Source organism: Halovenus amylolytica (genome assembly GCA_004015825.1).
GTDB classification, from domain to species: Archaea; Halobacteriota; Halobacteria; order Halobacteriales; family Haloarculaceae; genus Halovenus; species Halovenus amylolytica.
The window spans coordinates 192,072-217,793 of the sequence record SAYS01000004.1 but is presented as its reverse complement, the minus strand read 5'-3'; the positions used below and the strand labels follow the sequence as shown (position 1 = coordinate 217,793).

General features: G+C 56.7%; 27 protein-coding genes and 1 tRNA gene. 14 read left to right on the top strand and 14 right to left on the bottom strand.

Features of this window, described 5'->3' with window-relative positions:
• Positions 1–55: 55 nt before the first annotated feature.
• From EOW68_RS04635 to EOW68_RS04625, 3 genes are all read left to right on the top strand, one after another.
• On the top strand, positions 56–1,087 hold the full coding sequence (locus EOW68_RS04635; protein WP_128224011.1) for a DUF8137 family protein: 1,032 nt from the start codon (positions 56–58) through the stop codon (positions 1,085–1,087).
• A gap of 62 nt (positions 1,088–1,149) precedes the next feature.
• Positions 1,150–3,069, top strand: coding sequence for an SWIM zinc finger family protein (locus tag EOW68_RS04630; protein ID WP_128224010.1), 1,920 nt, complete (start codon positions 1,150–1,152; stop codon positions 3,067–3,069).
• 413 nt (positions 3,070–3,482) lie between these two features.
• Entirely contained in the window at positions 3,483–3,980 is a 498-nt protein-coding gene (locus EOW68_RS04625) for a nucleotidyltransferase domain-containing protein (protein WP_128224009.1), read from the top strand.
• Positions 3,981–4,126: 146 nt separating this feature from the next.
• Here EOW68_RS04625 and EOW68_RS04620 read toward each other — a convergent pair whose 3' ends face one another.
• Both EOW68_RS04620 and EOW68_RS04615 read right to left on the bottom strand, forming a co-directional pair.
• On the bottom strand, positions 4,127–4,687 hold the full coding sequence (locus EOW68_RS04620) for a hypothetical protein (protein WP_128224034.1): 561 nt from the start codon (positions 4,685–4,687) through the stop codon (positions 4,127–4,129).
• Positions 4,680–5,078, bottom strand: a complete 399-nt coding sequence (locus tag EOW68_RS04615; RefSeq protein ID WP_128224008.1) for a hypothetical protein — start codon at positions 5,076–5,078, stop codon at positions 4,680–4,682. The genes EOW68_RS04620 and EOW68_RS04615 overlap by 8 nt, the downstream gene beginning before the upstream one ends.
• Before the next feature lie 597 nt (positions 5,079–5,675).
• Here EOW68_RS04615 and EOW68_RS18485 point away from each other — a divergent pair.
• The 5 genes from EOW68_RS18485 to EOW68_RS04595 all read left to right on the top strand — a co-directional run bounded on the left by EOW68_RS18485 (position 5,676) and on the right by EOW68_RS04595 (position 9,753).
• Positions 5,676–6,197, top strand: coding sequence for a TROVE domain-containing protein (locus EOW68_RS18485; RefSeq protein ID WP_431358745.1), 522 nt, complete (start codon positions 5,676–5,678; stop codon positions 6,195–6,197).
• 45 nt (positions 6,198–6,242) lie between these two features.
• On the top strand, positions 6,243–6,839 hold the full coding sequence (locus EOW68_RS18480; RefSeq protein ID WP_431358744.1) for a hypothetical protein: 597 nt from the start codon (positions 6,243–6,245) through the stop codon (positions 6,837–6,839).
• Between the two features lie 12 nt (positions 6,840–6,851).
• Positions 6,852–6,924: transfer RNA gene (locus tag EOW68_RS04605), tRNA-Gly, on the top strand.
• 50 nt (positions 6,925–6,974) lie between these two features.
• Complete coding sequence (locus tag EOW68_RS04600) at positions 6,975–7,274, top strand: hypothetical protein (RefSeq protein WP_128224007.1); 300 nt, start codon at positions 6,975–6,977, stop codon at positions 7,272–7,274.
• Between the two features lie 1,264 nt (positions 7,275–8,538).
• Positions 8,539–9,753, top strand: a complete 1,215-nt coding sequence (locus EOW68_RS04595) for a tyrosine-type recombinase/integrase (RefSeq protein ID WP_128224006.1) — start codon at positions 8,539–8,541, stop codon at positions 9,751–9,753.
• Positions 9,754–10,234: 481 nt separating this feature from the next.
• Here the strand turns inward: EOW68_RS04595 and EOW68_RS04590 are convergent, their stop codons facing one another.
• From EOW68_RS04590 to EOW68_RS04550, 9 genes are all read right to left on the bottom strand, one after another.
• Entirely contained in the window at positions 10,235–11,257 is a 1,023-nt protein-coding gene (locus EOW68_RS04590) for a metallophosphoesterase family protein (protein ID WP_128224005.1), read from the bottom strand.
• 117 nt (positions 11,258–11,374) lie between these two features.
• Complete coding sequence (locus EOW68_RS18475) at positions 11,375–11,509, bottom strand: hypothetical protein (RefSeq protein WP_431358743.1); 135 nt, start codon at positions 11,507–11,509, stop codon at positions 11,375–11,377.
• 214 nt (positions 11,510–11,723) lie between these two features.
• Entirely contained in the window at positions 11,724–11,882 is a 159-nt protein-coding gene (locus EOW68_RS04580; protein ID WP_431358742.1) for a hypothetical protein, read from the bottom strand.
• A 58-nt stretch (positions 11,883–11,940) separates the two neighbouring features.
• Complete coding sequence (locus EOW68_RS04575) at positions 11,941–12,918, bottom strand: helix-turn-helix domain-containing protein (protein ID WP_128224004.1); 978 nt, start codon at positions 12,916–12,918, stop codon at positions 11,941–11,943.
• Positions 12,915–13,325, bottom strand: a complete 411-nt coding sequence (locus EOW68_RS04570; protein ID WP_128224003.1) for an ArsR family transcriptional regulator — start codon at positions 13,323–13,325, stop codon at positions 12,915–12,917. Before EOW68_RS04570 ends, EOW68_RS04575 begins: the two co-directional genes overlap by 4 nt.
• Positions 13,322–13,717 (bottom strand): hypothetical protein, encoded by a 396-nt coding sequence (locus EOW68_RS04565; protein WP_128224002.1) that lies wholly within the window; start codon positions 13,715–13,717, stop codon positions 13,322–13,324. Before EOW68_RS04565 ends, EOW68_RS04570 begins: the two co-directional genes overlap by 4 nt.
• Positions 13,717–14,118 carry a hypothetical protein gene (locus EOW68_RS04560; RefSeq protein ID WP_128224001.1) on the bottom strand — a complete coding sequence of 134 codons (402 nt, stop codon included), beginning with the start codon at positions 14,116–14,118 and terminating at the stop codon, positions 13,717–13,719. Before EOW68_RS04560 ends, EOW68_RS04565 begins: the two co-directional genes overlap by 1 nt.
• Before the next feature lie 382 nt (positions 14,119–14,500).
• Entirely contained in the window at positions 14,501–16,339 is a 1,839-nt protein-coding gene (locus tag EOW68_RS04555) for an ATP-binding protein (RefSeq protein ID WP_128224000.1), read from the bottom strand.
• A gap of 276 nt (positions 16,340–16,615) precedes the next feature.
• Positions 16,616–17,704 carry a DUF4268 domain-containing protein gene (locus EOW68_RS04550; protein WP_128223999.1) on the bottom strand — a complete coding sequence of 363 codons (1,089 nt, stop codon included), beginning with the start codon at positions 17,702–17,704 and terminating at the stop codon, positions 16,616–16,618.
• Positions 17,705–17,958: 254 nt separating this feature from the next.
• Between EOW68_RS04550 and EOW68_RS04545 the strand changes: the two genes are divergently transcribed.
• Complete coding sequence (locus tag EOW68_RS04545) at positions 17,959–18,351, top strand: hypothetical protein (protein WP_128223998.1); 393 nt, start codon at positions 17,959–17,961, stop codon at positions 18,349–18,351.
• A 3-nt stretch (positions 18,352–18,354) separates the two neighbouring features.
• Here EOW68_RS04545 and EOW68_RS18470 read toward each other — a convergent pair whose 3' ends face one another.
• Both EOW68_RS18470 and EOW68_RS04535 read right to left on the bottom strand, forming a co-directional pair.
• On the bottom strand, positions 18,355–19,167 hold the full coding sequence (locus EOW68_RS18470; protein ID WP_431358741.1) for a DUF8081 domain-containing protein: 813 nt from the start codon (positions 19,165–19,167) through the stop codon (positions 18,355–18,357).
• Between the two features lie 305 nt (positions 19,168–19,472).
• A complete protein-coding gene (locus EOW68_RS04535) occupies positions 19,473–20,006 on the bottom strand; it encodes a hypothetical protein (RefSeq protein WP_128223997.1) in 534 nt (177 codons plus the stop codon).
• 275 nt (positions 20,007–20,281) lie between these two features.
• Here EOW68_RS04535 and EOW68_RS18465 point away from each other — a divergent pair, with 275 nt between their 5' ends.
• The 5 genes from EOW68_RS18465 (at position 20,282) to EOW68_RS04515 (ending at position 24,690) form a co-directional block, all read left to right on the top strand.
• Entirely contained in the window at positions 20,282–20,443 is a 162-nt protein-coding gene (locus EOW68_RS18465; RefSeq protein ID WP_431358740.1) for a hypothetical protein, read from the top strand.
• A 346-nt stretch (positions 20,444–20,789) separates the two neighbouring features.
• Entirely contained in the window at positions 20,790–21,374 is a 585-nt protein-coding gene (locus EOW68_RS04530; protein ID WP_128223996.1) for a hypothetical protein, read from the top strand.
• A gap of 309 nt (positions 21,375–21,683) precedes the next feature.
• Positions 21,684–22,421: a hypothetical protein gene (locus tag EOW68_RS04525; RefSeq protein ID WP_128223995.1), complete on the top strand. Its 738-nt coding sequence runs from the start codon at positions 21,684–21,686 to the stop codon at positions 22,419–22,421.
• Positions 22,422–23,146: 725 nt separating this feature from the next.
• The gene (locus EOW68_RS04520; RefSeq protein ID WP_128223994.1) at positions 23,147–23,509 is read left to right on the top strand and encodes a DUF5805 domain-containing protein; all 363 of its coding nucleotides are present in this window, start codon (positions 23,147–23,149) and stop codon (positions 23,507–23,509) included.
• Positions 23,506–24,690, top strand: a complete 1,185-nt coding sequence (locus EOW68_RS04515; protein ID WP_128223993.1) for a site-specific integrase — start codon at positions 23,506–23,508, stop codon at positions 24,688–24,690. The genes EOW68_RS04520 and EOW68_RS04515 overlap by 4 nt, the downstream gene beginning before the upstream one ends.
• Before the next feature lie 63 nt (positions 24,691–24,753).
• Here the strand turns inward: EOW68_RS04515 and EOW68_RS04510 are convergent, their stop codons facing one another.
• Positions 24,754–25,368, bottom strand: coding sequence for a hypothetical protein (locus EOW68_RS04510; protein ID WP_128223992.1), 615 nt, complete (start codon positions 25,366–25,368; stop codon positions 24,754–24,756).
• Positions 25,369–25,722: the final 354 nt, after the last annotated feature.

Here is a 25,722-nt window from a genome sequence, read left to right as displayed (position 1 = left end):
TCAAATAGTATTTACGAAAGAGAATTTGAAGGCTGCTCCATAACAAAAGACAGCTATGCCTCATACCTGCGATGACTGCAGTGAAGAATTCGAGACGCTAACGCGGCTTCGCCTGCACGACTGTCCGGCAGAGGAATCCACTGCCCACGAAGATGCATTCGAAGATAGGAGAGCAGAAATCGAGAAACGAGAGCGCGAGGCAGAGCGGAGAGTGAAACGAGCAGCCAGCGACGACCTGACAGACGGGATCGAGAAAGCACGGCAGGGGGAGGAGATGGGCGTCTATCAGACACTCGCACAGTACGAACGCCATCTCTCTGAGGAGTGGGGGAAGGCAGAGGACGGAGACTACTGGGGCTTCCATCGCGTCTTCTTCCGGCCGGCAGTCGAGGGTGTCGAACTGATTGTCCAGCGCGAGGGGTGGTCGTTCCTGCTCGATATCCTCGACGCGTACTGGCCAGCGGTCACGTACGACTTCGACACCTACTCCGAACACGAATCGTTTGGCCAGGCAGAACGAGGGGATTTCGAGGAGTACCCGCATGTCAGCCACGTACTCGCGGCCGTGACTGGGAAGCAACTGGTTCGGACCCGCCGTGCCGACGGTGTCGCGGCGGTCCCGGCCGAGGCGCTCGACTATCTGCTGTTGTTCCATCGCCATCCCGGGGACACACAGCCCTGGATCGACTCGATGAGTTACGGCTGGGGGATCGGTCATCCAGACCACTCGTTCGAGGATACTATCGAGACGGTCGTGGATGGCGAGTACGATATCTGGGCCGGGACAGCCATCGAACACGCCATGCACGCAGACCAACACGCCGCGACGAGAATCCTCGAAGAGTTGTTCGCTGCAGATCTCGTCTCGGACCCTGCACAACTGCTCCACTGCGTCGGCAAAATCGATCGCGGTTACTACCCCGATTCGAGCGACCACTGGGACTGGGAGACACTGTATCCCGAGTTCCACGCAGACGGCTTCGACTGGAACCCTGGCGTCCGGGACCGACTTCGCGCTGTCGTTGTCGACTGTGGACTCGCCCAACAGTTGCCTGATGACTGGGAGTTTACTGATATCATTCTGTAACACCGATAATCACTGTACTCCAACAGTTTTTCGACCACGGCCATCGTAGTGAGAGAGGATAGATGGCGTATCCGTCCGAAGAAGAGATACGGTCACTCTGCACGGAACAATCCTTCGAGCGTGGCCGCAACTACTACCATCAGGATCGTATTCAGGAGTTAGATATCGATGGCGAGGAGATCAGCGCAACCGTTCGTGGCTCGCGGTACTATGATGTGACCATCGATGTCGGAACTGATCCGATCCGCACTCGCTGCAGTTGCCCGTACGACTACGCAGGCGACTGCAAGCATATCGTCTCGGTCCTCCTTGCTGTCGAGAATCGAGAGCCCGATGGAGCGACAGCCGGGACAGATGGATCGGTTTCGGAGACGGTCGACATCGATTCACTGATCGAACAGATGGACGCAGCGGATCTCCGTACGTTTCTGCGGGAGGTGATCGAGGACGACCGTGACGTTCGCGACCGCCTCGTTGCCTTTACCGGCGCGGACACAGGTAAGAGCGTCTACGACTACAAACAAGAGATCGACCGACTATTCGATAACGCAGTCAGCCGTCGGGGGATGGTCGAACACGACACGTACATCGATGTCTCACAGTATTACGACCTCGCAGAGACACACCGTGATCAGGGTCACGTCGACACAGCGACAGACATCTACCGGGCAGTTGGTGAGGCGATCCGCGAGAACCTGGACCGGATCGACGATAGCGGTGGCCATTACGGCCGTGAGGTAGAGAACGCCATCCAGTCGTATGCAGAGACTGTCGCAGAACAGGATCTCGACCACGACGAAAAGCAACCGCACATCGAGTATCTCTGCGGGGAGTTCGTCGACGCCGACTACAGTTTTTCCAGTGATTACTACAACGACGCACTGCGAACGCTCTGTACAACGCAGACAGACCACGAATACTGGCTGGAACTGCTAGAGACGCGGATTTCTGGTGTCTCGCTCGACTCACTGACTGCCGGGCAATCTGACAGCGAGCAAACGACAGACAGTGTCTCGGACCAGACCCGCGAGCGAACGGAAGATATCCTCTATGCTTCGGATTTTACTGATGGGCCGCTTACCACCGATGATTTCACCGGTGGGGCGCTGGATATCGAACACCTGGCGGTCGGACCGCTGCAACTGGAATCGTTCGTCGGTGACGCTTTCGAGGAACTGCGCGTTGACGACCCGACGACTGTTGAGGCACATACCGTCGATATCGACTCATTGAGTTCTGACGAGAAATCATCCTCACTGCGTACACGGAATATCCTCTCGACGTTCATTTACCTGCTTGAACAAGTCGATAACGAAGCGGTGCTTTCGATGCTATACGAAGAGATCTATCTCGAAAGTAGCCGCTTTTGCAAACAGTACGCCGAGCGTCTGCGCGAGGAAGGCAACGAAGACCGTGCAATCGATGTCCTCGAAGACGGGATCAAGACGTTCCGGTCCACAACTGGCCTCGAATGGCTCGCTGCTGACTGCTATCGCGATCGGAATCCGGACAAGTATCGTGATATTCTGAAACAGTTGTTTCTCGATCACAGGGAGTGGGAGGCCTACGATGACCTGAAAGAGGCCTGTGACGACCAGCAGTGGCAGTCGATGTATCAGGAGTTCGAAAATAGTCTTTCGGAGGACCGACAGCAACTCATCAAGCTGTACGTCCACGACGGGAATCTCGAAAAAGCGTTTGCCGAGCTGAAAGACAGCGAAAGCCTGTCGTTACTCAAGCGATACCGTGATCCCGTCGTCCGTGTCGATCCGGTGGAATATTTCGAGTGCTACCGCGACCAACTTGTGCCGTTTGCTGCCGGTGAGACGGGCCGCCGTCATTACCGAGAGATTGCCAGCCACTTGGATGAAATGCAGGAACTGGTGCCCCGTGAGCGGTTCGAAGAGTTTGTCGACTTCCTGAAAGAGAAACACTCGAACCGACCAGCGTTTCTCGACGAACTCGAAAAAGCTGGATTTTGAAACGGAGCTCTTACCGAAGATCAGTCGGTCACATTGGTTGGGGTCTGGTAGCGCCAGCGCTGTTCGCCACTCGCAGCAGCGAACGCCCTCACCAATCTCCCGATGCCTGCATAGTACACTTTTCTATCATGGACTGACGTTGATTCCAAAATAATTTTTAAATAGATACCTATTAGTATATGAAGGTTTTATACTAGTGGTCCGTAAGACGATATATGTCTCGTGAGGCGGAACGTTCGGATTCGTCAGGAGCATCTATTTCGCTATCTATACCTCCTTCGGATCCGAATTTATTCAAACATAAAGCAACGAGCGATGTCCTGCTCTTTTTAACCAACCATAGATTCAGTGACTTCTCACTGCGAGGACTTGCAACGCAGATTGGCCATTCCCACCAGTCCGTCCGACGGGCAGTGAACGTTCTCAGTGCAAATGACTTGGTCATTGACTCCCCCGAAAGTAACCAGCGACTCGTCCAGATCAACAGACAGCGCCTGTCTATCTCAGATGATCCGATCCTCCGGATTCCTCAATCGGAGTATCACCAGCCCATCCAAACTGCAGTCACGAAGCTTCGTGAGAATATTAATGACGTCGTCGGCATCGTTCTGTACGGAAGTGTTGCTCGGGGAGATGCTGACCGACGAAGCGATATCGATCTCTGGGTACTGACTCGCTCCGGGCGAGCCGAAAGCCAACGAGAAGCGAACGCCGTCGCACGCGATCTCGAAGAGAGTAAATTCGATGGTGATCGGTACGCGTATGATATTGATGTCGAGGTCGTCCAGGCGATTCCGACATACACAGAGGACATTCGGGAAATCGTCGTTTCGGGAATTCCGGTCTACAAGACAGGTGACTTCGAAACCGTCGAAAACCTCCTCCTAGAGGAAGGTGTCGACAATGAGTGACAGTTCAGACCCGGAATCTGTGCTTGAAGCACTCGAACGTGCACGAGACGCCTTCGAGATGCTCGGAGACGGGAGTTCGAAGACGGGATTAGTGCTCATAAAGACTTGAAAACCCAGCTGAACAGCTCACAGATAGATATCGGATCTCATACACTGAGATATTCAGCTCGTAGTCGGTCAATATACTGATCGTCCCAGTCTTTTATTTCAACGTAGTATGTCAACGCAGCGTCGACATACTGGCTGGAGAGGATTTCTTGCTGTGCAAGGACGCAGAGGAGATGCGGTGTGGTGAACAGTGTATTCCGATCGTCGAGGGCGATAGATACGATAAGATAATTCGTGGTGTTGAATTCGTCAGTGACGAACATCTCTGCAGCAAGCTCGTTTGCCAGCCAGATTGCGTGTGACTCGCCACGGTCGAGTCCATAAGCCAATGCGTCGTCTATTTTGGCATCCACGTCATGTGTCGTGAGGGACTGCGCAGCCATGAGTACCAGATCGGCAGCTGTGCCGAGTAAATCGTCATCTCGGGCTGCCTCGCTTACTTCACCAAGCACGGTCGATGGAATGTGGACATCGTAGACAGAGAGTACTGTTTTGAGCGGGTCTTCTCCAGTTGGCGCGCCTGCCCGGCTGTCGACAACCGGAGTCGCAAGGTTCAGTAGGACATTCGTGTCCACGACGATGACCGGTTCGTCACCCATCGGTCTGCTCGATCCCTGCCTCATCTTGCTCATCAGCTGGTTCCCACACTGGTTTCTCGCCATCGTAGAACTCCGCATCTGTCGGGAGCGTTCCGTCTAATTCGGGTTCTGGTGGATCGCGGTCCAGTGACGATCGGAGGAGTTTCATCCGCATCGCTTCTTCGGTCCCGAGAATCGACTCGACCACTTCGAACTCGATGGAATCAGTGTAGTATGCTTCCCGAAGTCGCTGCTGGAAGCTTTCATCGCCCGTGAGTTCGTCAATTTCGTCCTCTAACGCATCGATCAGAAGCTGTGTCCGGGAGATGTCGAGGAGACTCGCAATAGTATCTGCCCGTTCAACGAGGGATGTAGGCGCATTAAAATCGACGCGGGTTTTCTCCTTCGACATTGTATTTGATGTGTAAGATCTACACATGAATAAATCTAGTGCGGTACGTGTGTTTCGTCAACTGCTGCCTGAGGGCAGCCTAACGATGGCGAAATTGTTCGAGGGTACTATCGCATGTCGTGATTCCGCTGAGCTTCGATTGCTCAGGGGGCAATGATCCGGGTTTTTATATGTCTAGCGTTTCTTGCAACGGTTGTTACGAGCGAACAAACCGCTCAAACCGCAATACGGGGAAAGATTTTACCTGAACGGCACGAACCGGCCCGCTGAGTCGACGTACCCTCTCACGAGGGTGGTGAGGCCTTCGAGCCCGCCGACCCGCGACTAGCACTGTACAAACGAACGATCAACCAGCTGCTTGAAGACTCGTATTACGAGTCCGACGAAGAGCATCTCGCTGCGGTCGTCCAGCGGTTCGACGCAGCAGCCAACGAGGACCCAGAGTTCGTCCTCAAACTCGCCGCGTACGCGCGGCAGGAACTCTACCTGCGAGATATCCCACAGGTTCTGCTCGTCCTGGCGGCCAACGACGACCGGTTCAAAGACGACTCGGATGAGTCACTGATCCGCGAGTGGACACCGGCGATCATCCAGCGGATGGACGAGACAGCGACAGCACTGGCGGTCCACGATGACCTCTTCGGTGGGACGGCCCCGTGGCCGCTCCGCCGCGGGATTGAGGATGCGCTCGTCGAGATGGCCGACGCGTACACGCTCGGCAAATACACCCTCTCCCGGCGAGAGATAACACTATACGACGTGTTCAACAGGGTCCACCCGGAGCCGGTCGATGAACAACAGGAGGAACTGTTCGAGCGGTTCATGCGGGGTGATCTGGACGACTACCCTGAGGTGGAGCCACTTCCGTCGCCGAACACCTGGGAAACGGTCATCTCCGAGCGGGGTAACACCCGGGATGCCTGGGAGACGCTCATCGAAGACGACGAGTACACGCTGCCGATCCTCGCGTCGATCCGGAACCTGCGGAACATGCTCCAGGCCGGTGTCGATGAGGAGGTAATTGTCGATCATCTCGATCTGGAGGCAGTCCGGCACGCACCGCTGTACCCATTCCGGTACTACCAGGCGTACAAGGCCCTCCAGCAGGCTGGGATCTAGGCACCCGCCGCCGAGCGCTGGCTGGAGCAGGCTATCGATGTCTCTGTGGAGAATATTCCCGACGGGCTCGGCGAAACGTTCGTTGCTGTCGACCTCTCGGGATCGATGGACTCGTCTCTCTCCAAGAACAGCACCCTCGCGCGGAAGGAGATCGGGTCGCTGTTCGGGGCGATTCTGGCCGAGCGAGGTGCTCGTGTCGGTGGCCTCGGTGACGACTTCCAGACCGTTCCGATGCACGTCGACGCGCCAGTGCTCCAGCGACAGGATGCACTGCTTGGGATCGACGAGGAGGTTGGACACTCGACGAACGGTTGGAGAGTCCTGCGATACCTCAGAGAGGAAGCAATCGCAGTGGACCGAATCGTCGTATTCACCGACATGCAGATCTGGGATTCACGGGTTCGGTTCAGCGACGACGCGAACACGATCCGTGAGGAGTTCGTCGAGTATCGAGAGGCTGTTGCGCCGGAGGCGTCACTGTATATGATCGACCTGGCATCCTACGGCGACCTCGTGACGCCGGACGGCTACGAGGACGTCTACAATATCTCGGGCTGGTCGGAGAACGTCCTGGAGTTCATCGAGCACGCCGAGGAACCCGGGCAGGTCATCGACGAGATCGACGGCTTCGACCCATTCTAGTCCAATTTTTCCGCGAGTAGTGTAGTCTGGCAGATCACGCGGCCGTGCCACGGCCGAAACGAGTGTTCGAATCACTCCTCACGCATCCGAGCGTGCGCCGCGGTTCGACCGCGCGGCGCTCACGAGGTGAAATAGATGCCAGTAACAACAACCAAACCGACAACGACAATTGTAACGGCGCTCCTAGCGGTTCGAATTCCAAATGGGTCTGAGTTCGACATCGCCACAGAAGCCGAACAGCGGATTGCGGCCATCGAGGGCGTCCGTGCGGTCAGTGTCGACGGACTCAATGAGATGCAGCCGCGACTCTCCGCGACAGTGGCGACAGTTACTGTGACCATTGAGGCCACAGCCTCGATCGCTAAACTGCGCGAACAATTTGCCGGGACAGTCTGTCTCGACTCAATCGACCGGATGACACGGGCCACTAATTAAACAGATATGCCTATTGGTCGTCCTGTACCGTGATCACTTGTCAATAGTCACTTGACGAGTTTGGATGGCTAGCAAAAGCGTGTGGACTCGGCCAGCAACTACGATGTGTTTTCGTAATCATCTTCTGAACTGCTCCTGGGGATCTGATCCAAGTCTGTTGTATCATCACCTCGCTGTCTTTCTGATTCTCGCTCATGATGGATCTGGATACTGTGGGTTCATTTATTTCCCGTTGGTTTGTTTACGATTGCTATCCTACCACCGAGTATGAGTTCCGAAGCCAGGGAGATGGCTCACGAAAAGGGTCAAAAATCGGGGAAGGGATCTCAGCTGGTGTCGAGATTTCTTCGATGGGTACGTGGTAACGATAATTCGACTGAAGAATGAATCTGTAATCGGCGTTCTGACCAACAGAACCTCGCTATCCCGACTGTTCGCCTGGCAATGCGGATTGTTGACGAATTAGATGTGTTAGGCCCGGTGGACTGTAACGTCGCAGGAAGGAGCTTCATACAAGAGGGTCGTAAAGACCGCAACCTCCGGAAAATCAAAAATACGTCTCAAATCAGTAATAAGCCATCTACTAGCGGAATTAGCCAAATTACGTGATGGATTTTGATGGTATGCATGACTCCAGACACGGGTCTGACCAGAGACGGATTTTGAGACCCCCACTATTATGTATCCAGACTGTCAATCAAATGTTGGCGAATCGCATGACACCGGCGACCCCCATCACGGAACGTGATGAAATCAAATCGGTCAACAGGGGTTCCTTTTATAAACGTCGTACTGCCGTCTGCCAAATGTTGCCCGTCACGCAGAATGATGGGCGCTGCAGGGGCACTCCGCGTCTCGGGTTAAAAACAAAGTCTGCTCAACCAGCCTTATCCGGGTGGAGAAAACCGCACCACGGAGAGCGACAAGACCATCATCTTTTCACGTGATTCGTCGGCATCATCGGTATTAAAAGCTTGCCCATACCTCTCGGGGAAACTGACATATCCAACCTTGCTCATTCCCCCGATCGATCGGCACGCGTCCGTCCCGTTCGACCGCTCGATGAAGACACCCGTCCGCTCATCTTCGGATTCCGTCCTGCAACGGGTGAGTCGAATGCGAATAACCGCAATCTTCCGGACAGTATCAGTGGATTGCCGGCGTTGAAGTCTCTATCTACCGTGAACGGCCGCCCAGCCCCTGAGCGGCCACCACGCCCACGCTTATAAGCGTATAATCGTAGGAGGGGGCGGAGCACCCAAGAATGAGCGAACACAACCCGGCTCAAAACGGACAGGCACCGTACGCTAACCAGAACCAACCGCGCCGTCCTCAGCATGAAATCACGCCCATTCCCTTGGACTCGCGGCTGGACACTCCGCACGACCGCGGGGACGGGAAAGACGCCCTCGACATCCATCTCAACATGATGGAAGTAGACGACTACGCGGAGGCAACCATAGACAGCCACGAACGCCGTCTCACGCGCATCCTCGACTGGTTCTGCCCCAATCCTCTCCGCACCGAGGAAGAGAACGCCGCACAACCCGGCCCTGACATCACCCACACCGGCGAACTCGCCTCGAATCCAAGGATCATCCAAGACTGGAAGATGGAGCGCGGTGCCGAAGTCGCCAAAGCCACTCTGAAAACCGAGTGTGACACGGTCAGAGTCTTTTTCAGGAGCCTCGAAGACTACGACGCACTCCCGCAGGGTTTCCATCGCTTCGTCGAGTCGCCAACGCTGAGCGAGAACGAAGAGCGTCGCGACGATGCCATCGACATCGACCGCGCCCGCGAAATCACCGAGTACCTCCGCAAGTACGAATGGGGCTCGGAACGCCACGTACTCTGGGAACTCATCTGGACGACCGCAATGCGTCTTCAGGGCGCGCACAGCATCGACGAATCAGACGTCAGCTGGGAACAGGGACAGATCCAGCTCCGTCACCGCCCCGACACTGGAACCACCCTGAAGAATGGCTCGGGTATGGGCAAGGAGGGCGGCGAGCGCAACGTCATCGTCCCACAGACAGTCCTCGACGTCATAGAGGACTGGCTCGACAATCCCGACCGAGCCGACGACCCCGTCGCCGAGGGAGGACGCGTCCCTCTCCTCCCCGACGAGGACGGGACGGGCCGCCGCGGAAAGGAGTACCTCCGCAAGCTCACCTACGCCATGACGCGGCCCTGTGCATACGGCGCAGGCTGTCCGCACGACAAGGATCCCACCAAGTGTCCGGCGGCGCAGGCGAAGAACAAGGCCTACGCGTGTCCCTCTTCGACGACCCCACACCCTGTCCGAAAGGGGGCCATCACCCGCATGCGCAACAACGATGTGCCCCGCAGAGTCGTGAGTCACGAGGTTGATGCCTCAGAGGCGGTACTCGACAAGCACTACGACGACGGAGACGCCGACCAACGCGCCGAAATCCGCCGCGAATACTTGGAGCGCGACGACGCTCACCGCGACAAGTAGCAGTCACTCCACGCGTCACAGCTCTCGGTGGCCATAATGCTCAAGCGCATTCGAGTCCCCATCCTGCAGTCACGCTCAGTGCCACCTCCGGCGCGACGACAACTACTGCTATTCCTCCCGATCTGTTGTGACTACTAATTGAACGAGCCGATTGCCGCCATCGAGATCGAGTCGTAGTCGACGTTGGCGAGGTGGTTGTTCACTCGCAATCTGAAACCTCGATCGACAGGAAGTCTACCATGACGCACAGCAGACCACGGGCACGGCTCGCCGCCAGCTTTCATGCAAATTTCCAGATGTAGCCCGCCATCGTGTCCACTTTCAGCGGCATACCTTTTTATCGCCGGTAACGAGCGATAGCTGGATCTGGGGCCGTCCCTTCGGGGCCATCCTCGTATCAGACCCAAATCAAATTCCTCCAGACACGAACACAGAGCACAGCACCGCTCTGTAGTGCGCCCCCGATTGCAGACCGGTGAAATCACCCCTGTGATGTGGGTCGGAGGGGCAGCCGACGTCGTTCGAGCCTGCCGTCGCTGACCTGCAGGAGCCATACAGCAGGCTCATATCCATCGGCGTTCCGCGCGATTTGCGTGGTCGCGCCAGCGTAGAACACCCGGAGACGTCGCCCGCACTCCCTACGGACGTCGTCGATGTAGGCCCGTTTGTCCTTGTGCAGGTCGCCGAGCGCGAGGCCATCGAATTCGACCTCGCTCGCGTCGACCAGTCGCTGAATTGGAACTCCATTTCTGGCGAGCGGCTCTACGGCCTCGTGCCACGCCACCAACCGATACGCGTCCCGAGGTGCATCGCCAGTGGGGGCCGCCTGCGGAAGTCCCTCGGTCGATGCGCTGGCGTCCAGTCCGTAGAGCGCGAGCGCACCTCCGCCTAGCAACTCCGGTTCGCTGGAGAGATGCGCCATCTGTCCCTCCCTCGTTTGCTCCCGCAGGAGCCTGTCGCCCGCGTCGCACCCGTGATTCCCTCGGACGTAATAGAGCGGGATGCCGGCGTCGGCTAACAGCTTGACGTGTTCCTCAACCGTCGCCGCGGTCGCTTCGTCGACGTTGTCGTCGAAGATGTCGCCGGTGTGGAGGACAGCATCCACGCGGTGCGTGACTGCGAGGTTGACCACGTCGAGGTACCGTCCCAGCTGGTTCCCGTCGCCCATGCGTTCCTTGTCGGTCAGGGGGCGACCGAGGTGGGTGTCACTCACGTGGAGCAGGCTCACGTCCGGAGCGGTGGGCCGGCCCAGCCTCGCAATCCGGGAGTTCGTCGCGGTCTCGTACCGTGCTTTCTTCGCCTTGAGCGGATTCTGCTTGACTCCTTCCAATTCGTATGTGGAGCCAATTCGCCACTCGGGCTGCCCCCAGTGCTTGTTCCACACTCGGAGATCGGCGGGCCGCCCGTCCCTGTCCTTGACAGGCACCTCGTGATTGCCGTGCCGGTCGAATTTAGGTGGCCCAAGCACCCGTACTGTGATGTCCGTCGTCTCTGTGTCGCCCATTCCTCTGGAACGACCCTGAGAGAACCAATCAATCTTCTCACTTCTGGCAGGAGGGCAGACGCGTTTTCCAACTATTTCTCCGGGTCTGTTGTGCCTACTAACTGAACGCCGTCGAACTCAGGCCGCAGAATCTTTGTTCTCGTCAGGTTCGAGCCGAATGCGATTCACGCCGGTGAGTTCGTCGTACGTCCGGTCACTGGAGATGATGCTACCACCGGACAGCGCCGCGTGGAACGCATCGAACGTGTTCAACCCTTCGTCGATGTTCTCCGAGGCCTATACACAACATCTGGATCGCCCTCGTACGTCGCCAGTTCGAGAATCGCCGTCACGGCTCGGTCGCGGTCGAAGGCGAACCGCTCTTCGACGAGGAACAGCTCGATGAACGTCGCCAGCGAGACCTCGAGATCATCCTCGTGTTCGTCGAGGAGGGACTCGGCTCAATCGGCCAGCCAGTCGTCGTCTTTCAGTAGCACCAGCCAGAAGTGGAGATCAGCCCATGCTCGCCAGCCTGCTCGCGTGCCTCTTCGCGAGCCGCTTCTTCGAGATCAGCGAGCGACGCCTCGCGAAGCTCATCGGAAGCCGCTGCGCGTAGTTCCTCCAGTGGATCGTCGGGAATCGGCACCAGTTTGATACCGCTGTCCAGCTCGACATCGAAACACCGGCCCTCGCTTAGTGGGTGTCTATGGATCTGGTAGATTTCCTCGAGGCATCTTCTCCGTCGCTTCGAGGGTTCCTTGTTTCTTTTCTTCAGCCAGTTTAGTAAATATCAACCATTGGTAGAGGCGCTTTGCTCGAGTTCTGACCGTTCCCTCGCTCCAACCGAGGCCGTATTCTTCAGAAACCTGCTCCATCACAGCCTTGTTCTTGAATTCGCCACTTGGAACGCGATTACAGTATGCTTGCACGAGTGGAACCTCGAGCAAATTATCTCGCAGTAACTCCCGCTGCTTGCCTTGGCTCGTCGTCGTTAGCGTGCGGCCAGTTTCCGTCGTAGTGAACCCGCCTCCACGCTCAGTTTGCGCGATCTTGAGTGCATACGCCGTAGTGAGTATTTTCTGTGTATATCGTTCCGAGTAATCGAGTCGGTCGGCTAACTCCGCGCGAGTACCGACCTCGTCCATAACACGCAGAGCCTCGATAACCTTCTGCGGAGGGACACGGGGATTGTTGGCACCCCGATCATTCTCCAACGGATGCTGAGACTGGGTGTTGTTTTCCTCTACCTCGCCTAGGTCGAGACGGTGAATCCACTGAGCATAGACCCGACCATATTGCTTGAAGGTTTCCTTGTCTGCGGCTCCTGATTCCGTCTCAAAACTGATGACACGCCCGATTTCTTCGGCCGTGGCTCCGCCGTTCTCGATTTGTTCTAGTACACCCTCCACGCCGGGGAGGTCAACGAACCGATCTTCAAGTACGTCGTCGTCTTGGAGTTGGACGAGTCGTCGCGCCTCGTCAGTGGCTTCGTACTTTTCACCGTCACTCTCAATGAGGCCAAGATGTAGCGGGTCGTGGATTTTGTTCTTGGCGGTGTTTGGGCTGATCCCGAGTTCGTCGGCGATTTGTTCTTTCGTCTGGCTCCCACTAATGACTGCCTTCAGCGTGTCAAGTGTATGGTTGGGCGGATAGTACAGTCGGGATTTCGATGTAGTCGTCATTCATCATCACCCGCCGAATTGACCGCGTCCTCAAGTCGGTCGAGTGCATCGGGAAGGTTCTCTACGACCAGCCGATGGTGGCTTTTGCCTTCTTTGGTAACCAACCCGGCGTCTCGGAGATCTTTTAGATAGTGCCTGATCGTACTATCTTCCCGATCGATTCGCTCGTAGAAGAATTCCGACTCGACCGTATCCTCGTCGGCAATATTGCCCTCCACTGCGAACCGCTGGGCGATGAAGTAGATCAACATCCGATTTTTCGGGCCGGCATCTCGGTACTCGTCGCTGACGGCGACAGTACCATCTCCGTGGAGTTGGAAGAGCTTCTCGACTCGGTCGAGGTTGTTCTGAAGGATGGACTCGGTGTCGGCCACGAGGCGTTCTTGGATCTCGTCCTCGAGACTCATGCCTCGCTCACCTCCTCGACGTGTTGCTCTCCTTCGCGGGTCAGCATCCACAGCTGGTAGTGTTCGTCCTTGCCGTCTCTCATCAGCCAGCCACGCTCCTCCGCGTTCGCGAGCGCGTCACTAGGGTTCGCGGGCTTTTGGATTTTGCAGGCATGGTATCCCTCCTCGATGTCCTCGATGGTGAAGTTCTCGCGGCCCTGCTGGATTTCGAGATGGTAACCGATCGTAACCACGCGCTCGACGTGCGTCGATGGGTCGACCTGCTCAACGAATGTGCGGAGACCGGTAGGCTCGTCCGGCACCTCCCCGGAGTCGAATCGCTCCTCGATTGTCGCCACGCGCTCTTCGAGCTGTTCGACCCGCTCTTGGAGAGCCTCAACATCGTCGTTCATTACGTATCACCTCGGATTAGCTGTTTGGCTTTTGTAAAGTTGTACGGCGGAATGTGGTAGCTCCCATCGTTACCCACAGCGATGTCTTCGTTCTCTAATTCCCGGACGGACGGGTAGATGGTACCCGTCTTGATCCCACTCTCTTCGCTGATTTCTGATGGGGTGAGCTGTTCCGACTCCACCATCTCGAGTTCGTGCCGTGCTCTTTGTGCCAACAGCACCACGGCGATCTGCTGTTTCGCGGTCAGCTCTTCGAACGCAGGTGTGGGTACAAGGCTCCCGGAGTTGCTCCCGATACCAACGTAGTCGGAAAGCAAGTTGGTCAGCAACTCTTCGTTCATCTGCTCCTCGTCGACGAGGAGATCTTCGAGCGTTGACTGTGACGAATCTTCGTCTGTCATGCCTTGCCCCTCCATACATGACCAACCACAATAAAACCTTTGGAACTTGGGATAGTGTCTGGCTTATCATGTCGTATTTGGGCCTAATAGGCATAAATTCAGAGGGTAAGTTTCAAGGCCAAGTATCTACTGGCGCCAGCGGAGTGCAGAGCAGAAAGAAGTAAGGGTCAAGCCCTCGTCACCACAAAGACATGATCCTTTTTTTGGGGCCTAAAGACCCTGATTTTGGCCTTTGAGAAATAGAACTGGCCAGAATACCATAGTAGGCTTGGAGTAGATCTTTTGAGAAGCCAAGACCGAGATACTAGACTTAGATAGTAGAATACTACGAACCGGTTTATAAATAAAAGTGAGTACTATCTAAGCTAGCAGGAGTGAAGGATCAGCTGCCGGCTGAAGAGGTTAAGTCGTCCTCGATTGTGTCAATTGCCACGTCGATGTTCCCCTGATCGGTAAAGTCATTAAGTTTGTCCTCAATGAGGTCATCTAACGCGTACACGTACTTGCCCCGCTTACGTTTGCGAATAAAATTTTTCTCGAGCAATGTCTCAGCCTTCTCGTACCGCTGCGAGGAGTTGGGAGAGCCTCCGGCGTGGAAGTACGCGTCCTCGATCGAACCACTTTCGTTGTACAGGAAGAACTCGAGCATCCCGCGTTCGTACTTGTCTAGGGAGGCGAGTTCCTCCCGAAGCCGCGCCAGCACGCGGTCGACGTACGGATGGTCGAGAATATCGCCCTCACCGTCTTCGGCCTCTGACGAAGTCGAACTGCTGGCCCCCTCGCCGAGAGCGTCACGTTCGGCCCGAAGTTGCTGGATCTTGTTCCGCTGCTCTTGAATTTGCTGCTCCCGTTTCTCAAGCTGCGTTTCAAGCTCCTCGATGGACGCCTCCCGGTCACGTATCTGCGACTGGAGCTCTTCAATCTCATTCCGTTGGGCATCGACGGTAGTTTCGAGTTCCGAGATCCGTTCGTTTGTTTCCCCTTCCTGTTCAAGTTGCTCGCGAAGCCGGTCGCGTTCTGTTTCGAGTTCGTCGATGCGTTCCTTGAGCCGCGCGACTGTTGCCGCCGTCACCTCCTCGTCTAATTCGGTCTGTCGGTCATCGACCGCGGCAGTATCCCGTGCGTGGTCGCTTGTTTGGAACATGCCCTCGCTTCCTTCGTGGTGCTTCGTCCGGCGCTCACGAACATTGACAAAAGTCGGCGAGGCGATTACGTCGCCGACGAACAGCACCTCGCCAGTCTGGAGCTTCTGGATCTGCGTGCCCCACGATGAATCGAGCCCCTCGGCACTCTTGATGATCTTCTTGATGTCGGTGTCGTCGGTGAGCTTGTGGATCGTGAACGCCTGCAATTGGGCGCGGATATTTGGATAGATTTCACTTGGACGTTGGCTGATCAGTGCCAACGTAAATCCGAACTTTCGGCCCTCCTTGGCGATGTTTTCGATGATGGAGCGCGGATCGTTTTTTCGCTGGGGAGCGAACATATGGGCCTCTTCGAGGAAGACCTTGGTTGCGGGGATGCGATCCCGTTTTCGGGCCAAAAACAGGGCGTCTAGAAGGGTTGCCACGATGTCTTCTTGACGCTCGGTATCGACTCCACGGAGGTTGAGAACGGTCGCCTGTCCGGGCCGGGAAAGGTCGAGTGGATCGATGCTGTCGAGGTCGAGGTCACGATCTGCATCCGAATTGAATTCAATATCAGCATATTCAACGACTCGGTAGTCACTCGCCTCCCCATCAGGTCGCACCTTTAGTGATGCATACTCTCCGTGGGGGTCGATGATCACCATCGGCTGCTCGTATTCAAATAGCTCTTCCATTAGTACTCCGGCAGTGTATGACTTCCCGCTCCCCGTCCGTCCAAATACACCCATCTGCTTTTCCATGAACTTCTCGACAGAGAGGTAGAGGGGTGTCCCAAAACTACGAAGTGTACCGATATTGATGCCGTCGGGTGGTAGTGTGAGGGTTTCGAGAACCAACCTCTCATCTGCTTTCTCGACTTCGGTTCCCTGTCGGAATGGGAGGTCTGGGTAGCTGCCGATGACGGACGCACTTGCTTCGATGTGATCGTTGCTGGTCTCCGTATGAGTTATTTGGGCGACATATTCGCCGTCCGTTGGCCCGGGTACTTGGACGAAATCCCCCTCTACAAATCCCTCGTCGTAGTCCATCTCAAGTTCGAAACCGAGGGTGCTGGATTGGTTGATACTCGCCATTGCTGGACGTTGTTTAATGGTAATCGCTCCATTTGCTTGTAGCTTTTGACAGAATTAAGGGTATAGAAATGACTTCAATAACTACAATCCCCTCAAATCGTCATCCTCATGCATAGCACACAACTCAATCATCGGTGGCGTCGTTTTGACTAATTCCTTGATTCTCTGCCCCCCACGATCGACTCGGCAATTAAGCTGTCCCCCTCAGCACGGTGACCCACCCACCCCTCGGTTCCAATGTATAGAACACAGATTGGGGGGACACCCCTGATGCGTCTATCGCAGTTCTTTGTCCAAGACTGGCGTCAGTTGTTCGTGGAACTCCGCCAGCCGATCGATAGCCCACTGTTTGAGTTCCTCGTCCTCTAGAGCATCGTCCAGTCGGCCGATTTCGCGTTTGACATAGAGCCGTGTGTACCCACTGGTGCCGTACTCCTCAGAGTGAATCTCCTCGGGAATGTCCAGCGGACGGTCTTCGATCGCCGCCAACATCGTCTCGAGCATCTCCTCGTTCCGTGCGGAGTCGTCAAACTGGAAGTTCATCACGACGTGGAACTCCTTGTCTCCGGGATCGCCCTTGAAGTGCCAGACGAACTCGACATCCGAGTGGCCGGCCGGAATCGTGAGCCAGCTGTCGCTGCCGGCGCTCCTGCTCGTGACGCCGGGGAGTTCCTCTTTGAAGCGTTCGAGTACTTCGCCGAAGAACCGCCGGTACTTCTTCTGCTTCGGCGACGCCTCTCGCTCCTTGATCTCCTGCGTCTCGTCGGCGCCGATGATCGTCGGCACAAACATCTCGGCGTCGTCTCGCTCGTAGTAGTCGAACTCGACGCAGTTGATCTTCAGATCGTGAGCGTCCCGCAGCCAGCGCGTCATCCGCCGGACGTCGTCCGTGATCGTGTACGCGACCAGCATGAGTTGGGGTGACTCCAGTCCCTCGACGAACTCCCGCTCGAAGTCGTCGATGTCGAACTCCGAGTCCTCCTCGTGGTCGAACGCCTCGTAGAGTTCCTCCAACGACTCGAATTTGGTGAGATCGAAAAACTCGTCTTGATCCAGTCGGGCCAGCGAGGACGCGTAGTCGAAGAGCTGGGTCACGGCCGAGCGCGGCGATCGATCGCGCTTGAACTCAATCGTCGTGAGCGTTCCCCGCTTGTCGCACACGAGCAGGTCTGGCTCCTTCCCGGTCGGCAACTGGATCTTGCTCCCGAGCACGACGTTCTCCCGTGTCGTGAGCGTCCCCATCACCAGCCGTGGGTCACTGTGAATTACCTCGTGGAGGTCGTCTTCGAGGTGTTCCTCGCTGTATTCCACCTCCTCGAGGTACTCGATCTCGCCGTCCTCTCGGCGAAATCCAATTAATGACATAGAAGCACCGTTCGGAGGGAGACACATTGGCTTTTGCCCAGTGGTGTCGCCGAATCACTCTCCAGAGTATTCGTCGTTCGCTTCAAATTGGGCTTTCATCGGAACCGAGGGGTGTGTGGGTACGGGGATAGCAGCTTGCCTGTCCCACATCGGAGCGAGCCACCCGCTTTGACAACAGCGTCGGGCATCTACCCCCGACATAATCAGTTGCCGCTACCCCGCGGGTGAGGGCATCGAGACACGTAGGACAGAGCATGCACCGTCGCACCTATCTTTCCGCAGTGACCTCCCTCTGGGCGGGAAGTTGTGCAACGCTGCGCGACGAGCAGCCATCGTCGCTTCCAGACATTCCGGACATCGGGTACTGGACGGTCGTTGCAAAAGTGGCCCGCGGACGCCTTTCTCTGTCCCGGGCCGAGGTTGTGCGCATTGTGGACGAGGTCAATCTGGGCCGTGCAACGAAGCGAGAGGCAACTGGCCACTTGCGGTTGGTCTCAAAGGGCGAATTCGAACCAGAGGAAGTCGTTCCAAAATGGTGGTTAGAACTACAACGACAGCTCGGCGGCGCGAGAGTGGACTATCGCGAGCAGCGGTGGTCTGTGGAAGACGGCGGCTCCGATTCGATCGAAAATCCTTCTCGATCGTAGGCTTCAGTCATTTTCGTCGGGGGGCTCCACCTCGTGAATCCTGAGCGAGTACTGATCCGGTAGCGAGTCGATGTCGACCCTGATCTTCAGTACGCGCTCCTCACTCGCCAATTCCCGCATCGTGTCCACCTGCGATCGCTCGAACGACGCGTTGCCGGTCTTGATCTCGCAGAAGTAGCGTTCCAGTGTCCGACCGCTCCAGCCGTCCGTGGCTTCGACGACGCAGTCGGGCGTCCACCGTCGTCTCTCGCCGTCTCGGTCGACAGAGAGCGGCTTTCCGGGTTCGACATCGACGTTCAGACCCCACTCGAGGTCTTCCTCGTCGATGTCCAGATCCCGTCGGACGAAATACACGAGCGCGTGTGGTTTCGGTGCGTGGAGCAGGATCGCCTCGCCGAGCGTCCCGTAGAGGTTCGCGCCGACATCGAACGTCCACGCGTCGCCATCAATCTCGGCGGGCTCCGCAATCGACAGGTCGTGGTCGGCGAGAAGGTACGCGTCGACGTCCCTCGGCTCGTTCGCTGGCGTGGCTTGGACTCTGAGTGCGCCGTCCGACGCCGACAACTGCCGGGCGTAGTCCTCGGCTTGCGACCGCGACCCGAATTCGAGTGTGTGTCCGGGGGAATCGACGGCCTCCCGAAGTGTGTCGTTGACCTCGAGGGCCCCTGACTTCACTTCGAGCACGAACCCCGTCTCGTCGCCCGGCTCGACCGGATCCGCGGACGGTTCGTCATCCAACCGTCCATCGCGGCATCCCTCGACGAGGCGACCGTCCTCGAAGCGCAGTTGGGACGTATTGGACTCGTCTTTGGCCATCATTCTGCTCTGTGGTTTTAACGAACTCGCGAACCTGAGGGAACCAATCAGTCTTCTCACTTCTGGCAGGAACCAGCCAACTACCGACGACCTCGTCCCGGGGAGTGAGGAGCCGTTTGTGGGGCAGAAGACGATCAGTGACATGCGGTCAAATGTGGGTGGCCGGTCAAAGGCTCTTGCCCCGTCAACTGGACGTCTGGGCCTGTGTCTCTCGACGTTGCTCGGCACTGTCGACTCTTCACGCGTTCATTGGAGCCGAGGGGTGCGTGGGTGGCGGCTGGATTAGCCGCGGGGACACTCGCCCGCTATGGGAGAGCGATGTCCAGTACGTCCCACGCCTCCTCGGTGTCAAGTACACCGTAATAGTCCGGCGCCCATTCGTGCGGTCTGTCAACGTCCCAACTGAGTAGTGGCGGATACTGCGTGTTGGTGCCTCTGGACGGGCGCTCCGGTTCCGGCAGCGGTGCGTTGCTCAGCACGTCTTCGTCGGTCACGAGTCGGACGCGCCAGTTTTCAGCGATCTGTTGGGCCGTGTCGGTCAGTTCCGCGCGGTGATTGTAAATCAAGACCGGTTCGGCACGGGCGGTCATCGACAGCGCGATCAGCCGCCAGAGCGTGCAGGGTGTTATTTTCTGCTTCTGATACCAGTCCTTGCAGGAACCGAGAAGTCGCTTTGGCTGCTCATCACTATCGCGACGGGCCACGACATCGACCTCGTGCCCCCAAAAGAGTTTTCGGGTCGTGACCCTGCGGTCAAGCGTCATCAGCCACTCACGCGTCTCGTCTTCAAGGAACCAGCCCTGTCCATGATAGCGGCCTTGGCGGCGAGCACGAGTCATCTTCCTGCTCTCCGATTGATCGGTGACACTATTCTTTCGCGTTCAATTCGTCGACTGTCTGCAGTTGTGACTACCATGCCCGCGGCAGCAGCGCGCAGCAGATAATAAAAGCATGGGCGCTCGTAGCGTTCATCTGGAGTCGTCCAGCCAAAACCCGGCCGGACGCGTCGTCCGACCCCCTGCAACGAGCCCGCCGAGCAGCTACTATGCGGGCATTGCTCGAACGGCCGCGACGAGTTCCAAGTCGACGCAGAGAACTCACAAAGACAAATCCCATGATGGGGCGTGAGCGTCTGTGGAAGGTTCCGTGGCCGGAGGTCGTCCCCTTGGACGAGATCACGTTCGGCATCCGCCACAATTTTGTCGATCACTATCCCGACGAGGATGTCGAGGAGACGACGTTCATGTACCCGCCCGAGGAGAGGCGGCCACCCTGAACTCGGAGGTGACACTCCGGGGCCGTACGAGGAGTTTTCGGAGATATTTTTTCACCCCACAGGGCCGACGTCAGCACGATTCGGTCGGGCGTCCGCACACCACCGTCCCTGCGCAGATGCGCCCAGCCCGCCCCACGATGCCGCGATCTCGGCGTACGGCCCGGACGTTCGGGGTGGATTTTCACGAAAACGCCCACGCATCGATACACGCCGGACGCGTACACGACCACCGCCGCTCTCGTGTGAACCGACTGTCGTCGTGGACTGCCACCCCACGGTCGAGGCCAGATGCACGCCGAAATTTTCGGAACACATTTTTTCAAGCCACTGTGGGTTTGTACGGATCATGGCAGTCAATCCACACTGGGGCGAGTTGCTGGTCGGTGCATACCATCAATGCGTCACCGGATGCGAGGTCGTCAGTTACAACAATCGTTCCGACGAGCAGGGCGAGCAAATGGAGGCGGACGTCATCGGGATCAAAACCAATCAACAGACCGGCGAGCAGACGGTGTACGTCTGCGAAGTAGTCACCCACATGGACGGCGACCTCTACTCGGGCACGCCGGAGGGAGACGAGTGGGCCGCACATGCCGACAACGACGACTACCAGTTCTCGCTCGAGAAGCTCTGGACGAAATTCACCAACGATCGCCGGTACGTGACCGAGACGTTCACTCGCGACGGCCAGTACGTCTTTCAGCTCTGGGCGCCGGTCGTCAAGGGGTGGCAACGCGGCGGCGACCTGATCGACGGTCTCGACGCCCTCCAGTCCAAATTTGAAGACGAAACCGGCGAGCACCTCGAGTTGATCATCAACCAAGATTACACCGCGCATATCGACGAACTGCGGGCGGAGGCCGAGGGAGACACGAGTGACTACGGCTCTCCCGCGTTTCGATTCCTCCAGATCCTAGAGAATCTCAAGTAGAACGAGTTGATACATGCGGTTCCTATTCGTCACCCACCGATCAGGATCTTCTTGAGTTTTCTTCGTTCGAAGGTAGTGTTTGCTCTATCCAGTCAAACGCGTCTCGCGGAAATCGTCTCAAACCGTAATCAGGCACTCGGGATCCAATCATTTTGAACGATTGGCAGGTGCTCCGGCTCGCGTCAAAATTGTCGACATTTTGCCGTAGCGAGGAAAAATATCGAGCAAATATCTCACGGGGTCTGTCACACTGCCGGGCACGAATCCATTTACACCAGTAATCGTAGTCAGTGGTAGATCTCCCTTCCCATGACCAATGATGCGTTGAATGACCTGTCGCTGGACGTCGCCAACCGGTTCGTGCGAGAGTGCAAAGATCGGGGCGACAATCCCGGGGATGTACTGGAGCGGCTACTCCTCGACTACGTCAGGGGTGAAGATCTCGAGTCGAAGGTTACGGAGATTCATTCGAGAGTAACCGAGGATGACGCACCGGTACTGACCGATCCCGAGACCGAGGCCAAGCCGGACGTACCGCTTCTCGACGAGTACGACCCTCGGGACGAAGGTCGGTTAACCAAGGACGCGCTAAAACAGCTCACCGCGATTGATGAGTCCATCGCGATCAATCCCGATCACGTCAGTGAGGATGCCCTTCCGCAGAGCGTGCAGGTCAAGCGGGAGCTGATCAAGGCCATCGCCCGCTACGAATACAGCGTCGTGAAAAAATATAATGTGAACACCATAGCCAACGAACTACTCGATATTGGCCAAGACTACCGCAGGCGAGACTACGTCGACCCGATCTGGAGAGAACTGACCGTCCTCGACGAATCGAACGTGAAAGTGACGTTTCTCTCGGACGTGGACGCGGCACTGGCGTGGATGGACGAGCAGTTAGCCGAGCGTGGCGACGAGGCAGAGACCGATCTCTACTGGCTCGCTTCGGAACTGCGACACAGCGACATACAAATAGCCGACGAGGCACTTGACGAACGGTTGAATCGCATCTCTCTGAGTGTCGAGGGATTGCACTCGCCGAAGTAGCAGTGACCGGGAACCTCTTGATTCGTCGTCTACGTGTCCCATCCCATCGAAGACCGTCGAAGCGGGTCGTACGAGCGGATGTCACCTATGATATGGCTATTGGAAAAACTGATTGTGTCCCTCTCCGGGGTTCCTCGTGGGTATCTCGCCGTTTGTCGTGAGACGCGTGGTGACCGAAATCGACTGGGATGGGCCCGGTGACCGTTGGCCCCGACCGGCCGGTGTATTCATACCGGGCGAAAAAATCGTGGGTGAATATCTCGCCAGCGCACTCGGCCAATCCACCAACGCACAGTAGTGACCCAGATCCGAATGCACGATGCCGGGATAGGGGGCCAGAAGTCGGGCACGCGTCTTCGGTCTCGTTGGGTACTCAAACTGCCCCTCATTACCACCACTATCTCGCCAATAACAATACTAAAATTGATACTTCCGTTAACGGATATTGAGCGAGAGATTTTAGTATTGGTATCTTGTTTCGATAATTTAGCCCCTCTACGCAGTCGAATCTGGCCCAAGAATAATACTCTTTATGCTTAGATCGATTCTGTTCGAGTAATCCACCCGATTGACGTCCGGCGGTTTTAAAACTATTACAGCCACTGTTTGTGAGGCACACCGGAACTCCGGATAGATACAATTCAAGATTCGATTTCAGTGTAAACAACTTTTCAGAGGCCCCCACGCAGCCATTAAGTGGCTGCAAGAACACGCAGCCGGCAGCAATGACAGACGACGACATACAACCCGTAACAGTCTATCCTAGTTCCGAAGAGTCAGAAATATGGAAAGAAGAGGCCAACGATATGGGAATGACATACTCCGAGTACTACCGGATGATGATCAACGCCGGCCGCCGCGAATTCGCTTTCGTGGAAGCGGCCGCGGATGCTGAAGATACCACCAATCGACTGCTTGAAGAGCGCGTCATCGATGTCCTCGACGCGGAAGAACCCAAAAACTTCGAGGATGTTGTTGAGGAGGTTGTCACCACCCACTACAAAGAGCGTATCGCCGAAGTCCTCCGCGACGACGACCGTGCCACGTACCGACCCCGAGACGGAGGATACGTTCTCGACCCACAATGACCGATAGCGACCCCTATGGCCTGCCTGACTACGACAGAGACGGCATCGGCGTCGATCTGCCGCGGAATAATATGCCCACCGACGACCTCGAGATGCTCGTCACTTTCCTCGAAAGTCGGTGGGAGAAAGACGACGTACTGGACAGCTCCTACACCACCTACGAAGCGAAGTTCGCCCCATTCTTCCAGTGGCTACAAGAGAATGATCTCCTTGACGACCCTGTGCAAGTCGATAGCACGGATGTCGTCAAGTTCGCGGAAGACATGTCGAGCGAGTACTCGGATACGACGGTCAGTAACATGCTCAATGGGCTCTCCACCTTTTACAACTACTTCGTTCGTCGCAGCAGTAATCCCGAAGTCACAAACCCAGTTCGAGCCGCAAAAGAGGATCTCGGTATCTCTCCGTCCAAGCGTGAGTGGCCGCGTGTGTCGCTCAGAGAGATGGGTGACTTCCTGCAATCACTCAAGCATCCCCGCGACCGCGCAGAGACGCTCCTCTTCACCAAGTTTGGCGTCCGGCTATCAGAGGCACACAACCTCGACCTCCACGATGTCAGCATCGACTTTGCGCCATTCAACCGGGATTCGTACTACGCGTCCATCGAGACGCGACACGAACTTGAGGGGCGACACGACGTCATCTACATCGACCCGGACATTGAGGCTGGTAAGCAAGTCCGTGGCGACACGAGAAAAGGGGGAAATAAGCGAAAGGTGCCGACCTACCTTCCCATCGATGGTGAGCTAAAACACGCCCTCGTCCGGTGGCTGGCCGCTCGTCCCGAGACCCACAATCATCCTACGCACCCTCTATTCGTCGGTGAGTACAGCCACAAAATGGGCCACTATCGTCGACACTCTCTCTCAGACATCCCCGACCGAATCCGGCAACGGGCTGAGCAGATGGGCTGGAATGACCGCGACGGCAACGATATTACACCCCACTTCTTCCGGCACTACTTTACTACTCATCACCGCCTATCGATGGACGACCTGCTGGTGGACTACATCCGTGGCGACCGTATCGGTTCACAGCGTAACGCCTCTCCCAGCAAGGCCTCATCTGGGAAGGCGAAGCGCGACTACACGCAGGCAGAGTGGCTCAATATCAAGGAACCATATTTACAGAGTGTTTACGAGTTTGGGCTGCCTCGACTAACCGTCACCAACTCGGTATAGATCGTGCTGTTCCTCGACACTCGGCACTCCCCGAGTCAGCAATCCTGCATTCAGGCGATGCGACTACGCGTTGGCGATGTAGTGGTAGTAGTGGCCACCCTTTCCCGGCGGCACGACGTTGGGCAGCGTACGCATCACGTCATGCCGGATGATCAGGTTGCTCCAGAATGACTCTCGATCCTGATACCCCACTTCGTCTGGGTCGACCAGTTCGCAAAGTTCCCGCTTCGCAGCCTCTCGTTCCTCTCGAAGATACAGGTACATCTCGCGAATCGCCTCTCGACGAGCGATCAGAACCTCACCTGAACCCGGCAGGTCGAGGTCGGCGAGCGCCCGTTCCAGCGCCATCTCGTCATCGGACTCACTTTCGTCGAGTGTCTGCCCGTGGACGCGTTCCAAAACTCGCTCGACGGCGACATCCCGCCACGTCCCACCTGACAGACTCGGATACCAGACGTCCGCATTGACCCACCAAACACGCCCCTTCGCCCCGGTCTTTTTCGTTCTGAGTGCGGGCGGGGTGTCTCCCGCCAGTTCCTCCAGTCTGTCACTGACGGCACGGCGACTCAAATCGACCTCCTCGGCCACTTCGGAAGCAGTCAGTGGCTCAAACGGATCGCTCCGATCCGCGAATACCACGAGAAGATCGGCTGTACTCACTTTTCGGTTTCGGGCCACATCCGTTAACGGCAGCAAATCGGTATAAACGTTGGTGGAGGGAGCAGGGGAGGCGCCAGTACCAGCATTTGAAGCCACCGGCTTCGCAAGTGATAATAAGTCATGTCAAGAAATGTAGTTCCCCCAACTTTTCACGCGGTTAGTTATGTGAGATTTAGGATCTTATAGCGGCGATGTCCGGCATGGTGACCGGTTCCCTCTGTTCGCGATTACAATGAATCGGCACTTTGTCTCGAGAGCAGGTAGGTCGTGTCCGGTTGAGGATCCCAATAGGTTCACCGTTGGGAATTACACCCGGAGGCGGCCCATCTCTGGCATTTGTGCTCCTCTGTCAATCGTCTCGAAATTCCCACG

Coding starts and splice junctions, on each gene's coding strand:
- EOW68_RS04570 (WP_128224003.1), bottom strand. CDS start 13,325: ATGAGTCTCGAGGACGAGATCCAAGAACGCCTCGTGGCCGACACCGAG.
- EOW68_RS04530 (WP_128223996.1), top strand. CDS start 20,790: ATGGCAGTCAATCCACACTGGGGCGAGTTGCTGGTCGGTGCATACCAT.
- EOW68_RS04615 (WP_128224008.1), bottom strand. CDS start 5,078: ATGTCGAAGGAGAAAACCCGCGTCGATTTTAATGCGCCTACATCCCTC.
- EOW68_RS04635 (WP_128224011.1), top strand. CDS start 56: ATGCCTCATACCTGCGATGACTGCAGTGAAGAATTCGAGACGCTAACG.
- EOW68_RS18470 (WP_431358741.1), bottom strand. CDS start 19,167: ATGGCCAAAGACGAGTCCAATACGTCCCAACTGCGCTTCGAGGACGGT.
- EOW68_RS04535 (WP_128223997.1), bottom strand. CDS start 20,006: ATGACTCGTGCTCGCCGCCAAGGCCGCTATCATGGACAGGGCTGGTTC.
- EOW68_RS04620 (WP_128224034.1), bottom strand. CDS start 4,687: ATGGGTGACGAACCGGTCATCGTCGTGGACACGAATGTCCTACTGAAC.
- EOW68_RS04560 (WP_128224001.1), bottom strand. CDS start 14,118: ATGACAGACGAAGATTCGTCACAGTCAACGCTCGAAGATCTCCTCGTC.
- EOW68_RS04555 (WP_128224000.1), bottom strand. CDS start 16,339: ATGGCGAGTATCAACCAATCCAGCACCCTCGGTTTCGAACTTGAGATG.
- EOW68_RS04595 (WP_128224006.1), top strand. CDS start 8,539: ATGAGCGAACACAACCCGGCTCAAAACGGACAGGCACCGTACGCTAAC.
- EOW68_RS04630 (WP_128224010.1), top strand. CDS start 1,150: ATGGCGTATCCGTCCGAAGAAGAGATACGGTCACTCTGCACGGAACAA.
- EOW68_RS04525 (WP_128223995.1), top strand. CDS start 21,684: ATGACCAATGATGCGTTGAATGACCTGTCGCTGGACGTCGCCAACCGG.
- EOW68_RS04550 (WP_128223999.1), bottom strand. CDS start 17,704: ATGTCATTAATTGGATTTCGCCGAGAGGACGGCGAGATCGAGTACCTC.
- EOW68_RS04515 (WP_128223993.1), top strand. CDS start 23,506: ATGACCGATAGCGACCCCTATGGCCTGCCTGACTACGACAGAGACGGC.
- EOW68_RS04575 (WP_128224004.1), bottom strand. CDS start 12,918: ATGACGACTACATCGAAATCCCGACTGTACTATCCGCCCAACCATACA.
- EOW68_RS04565 (WP_128224002.1), bottom strand. CDS start 13,717: ATGAACGACGATGTTGAGGCTCTCCAAGAGCGGGTCGAACAGCTCGAA.
- EOW68_RS04600 (WP_128224007.1), top strand. CDS start 6,975: ATGCCAGTAACAACAACCAAACCGACAACGACAATTGTAACGGCGCTC.
- EOW68_RS18465 (WP_431358740.1), top strand. CDS start 20,282: ATGATGGGGCGTGAGCGTCTGTGGAAGGTTCCGTGGCCGGAGGTCGTC.
- EOW68_RS04590 (WP_128224005.1), bottom strand. CDS start 11,257: ATGGGCGACACAGAGACGACGGACATCACAGTACGGGTGCTTGGGCCA.
- EOW68_RS04520 (WP_128223994.1), top strand. CDS start 23,147: ATGACAGACGACGACATACAACCCGTAACAGTCTATCCTAGTTCCGAA.
- EOW68_RS04545 (WP_128223998.1), top strand. CDS start 17,959: ATGCACCGTCGCACCTATCTTTCCGCAGTGACCTCCCTCTGGGCGGGA.
- EOW68_RS18485 (WP_431358745.1), top strand. CDS start 5,676: ATGGACGAGACAGCGACAGCACTGGCGGTCCACGATGACCTCTTCGGT.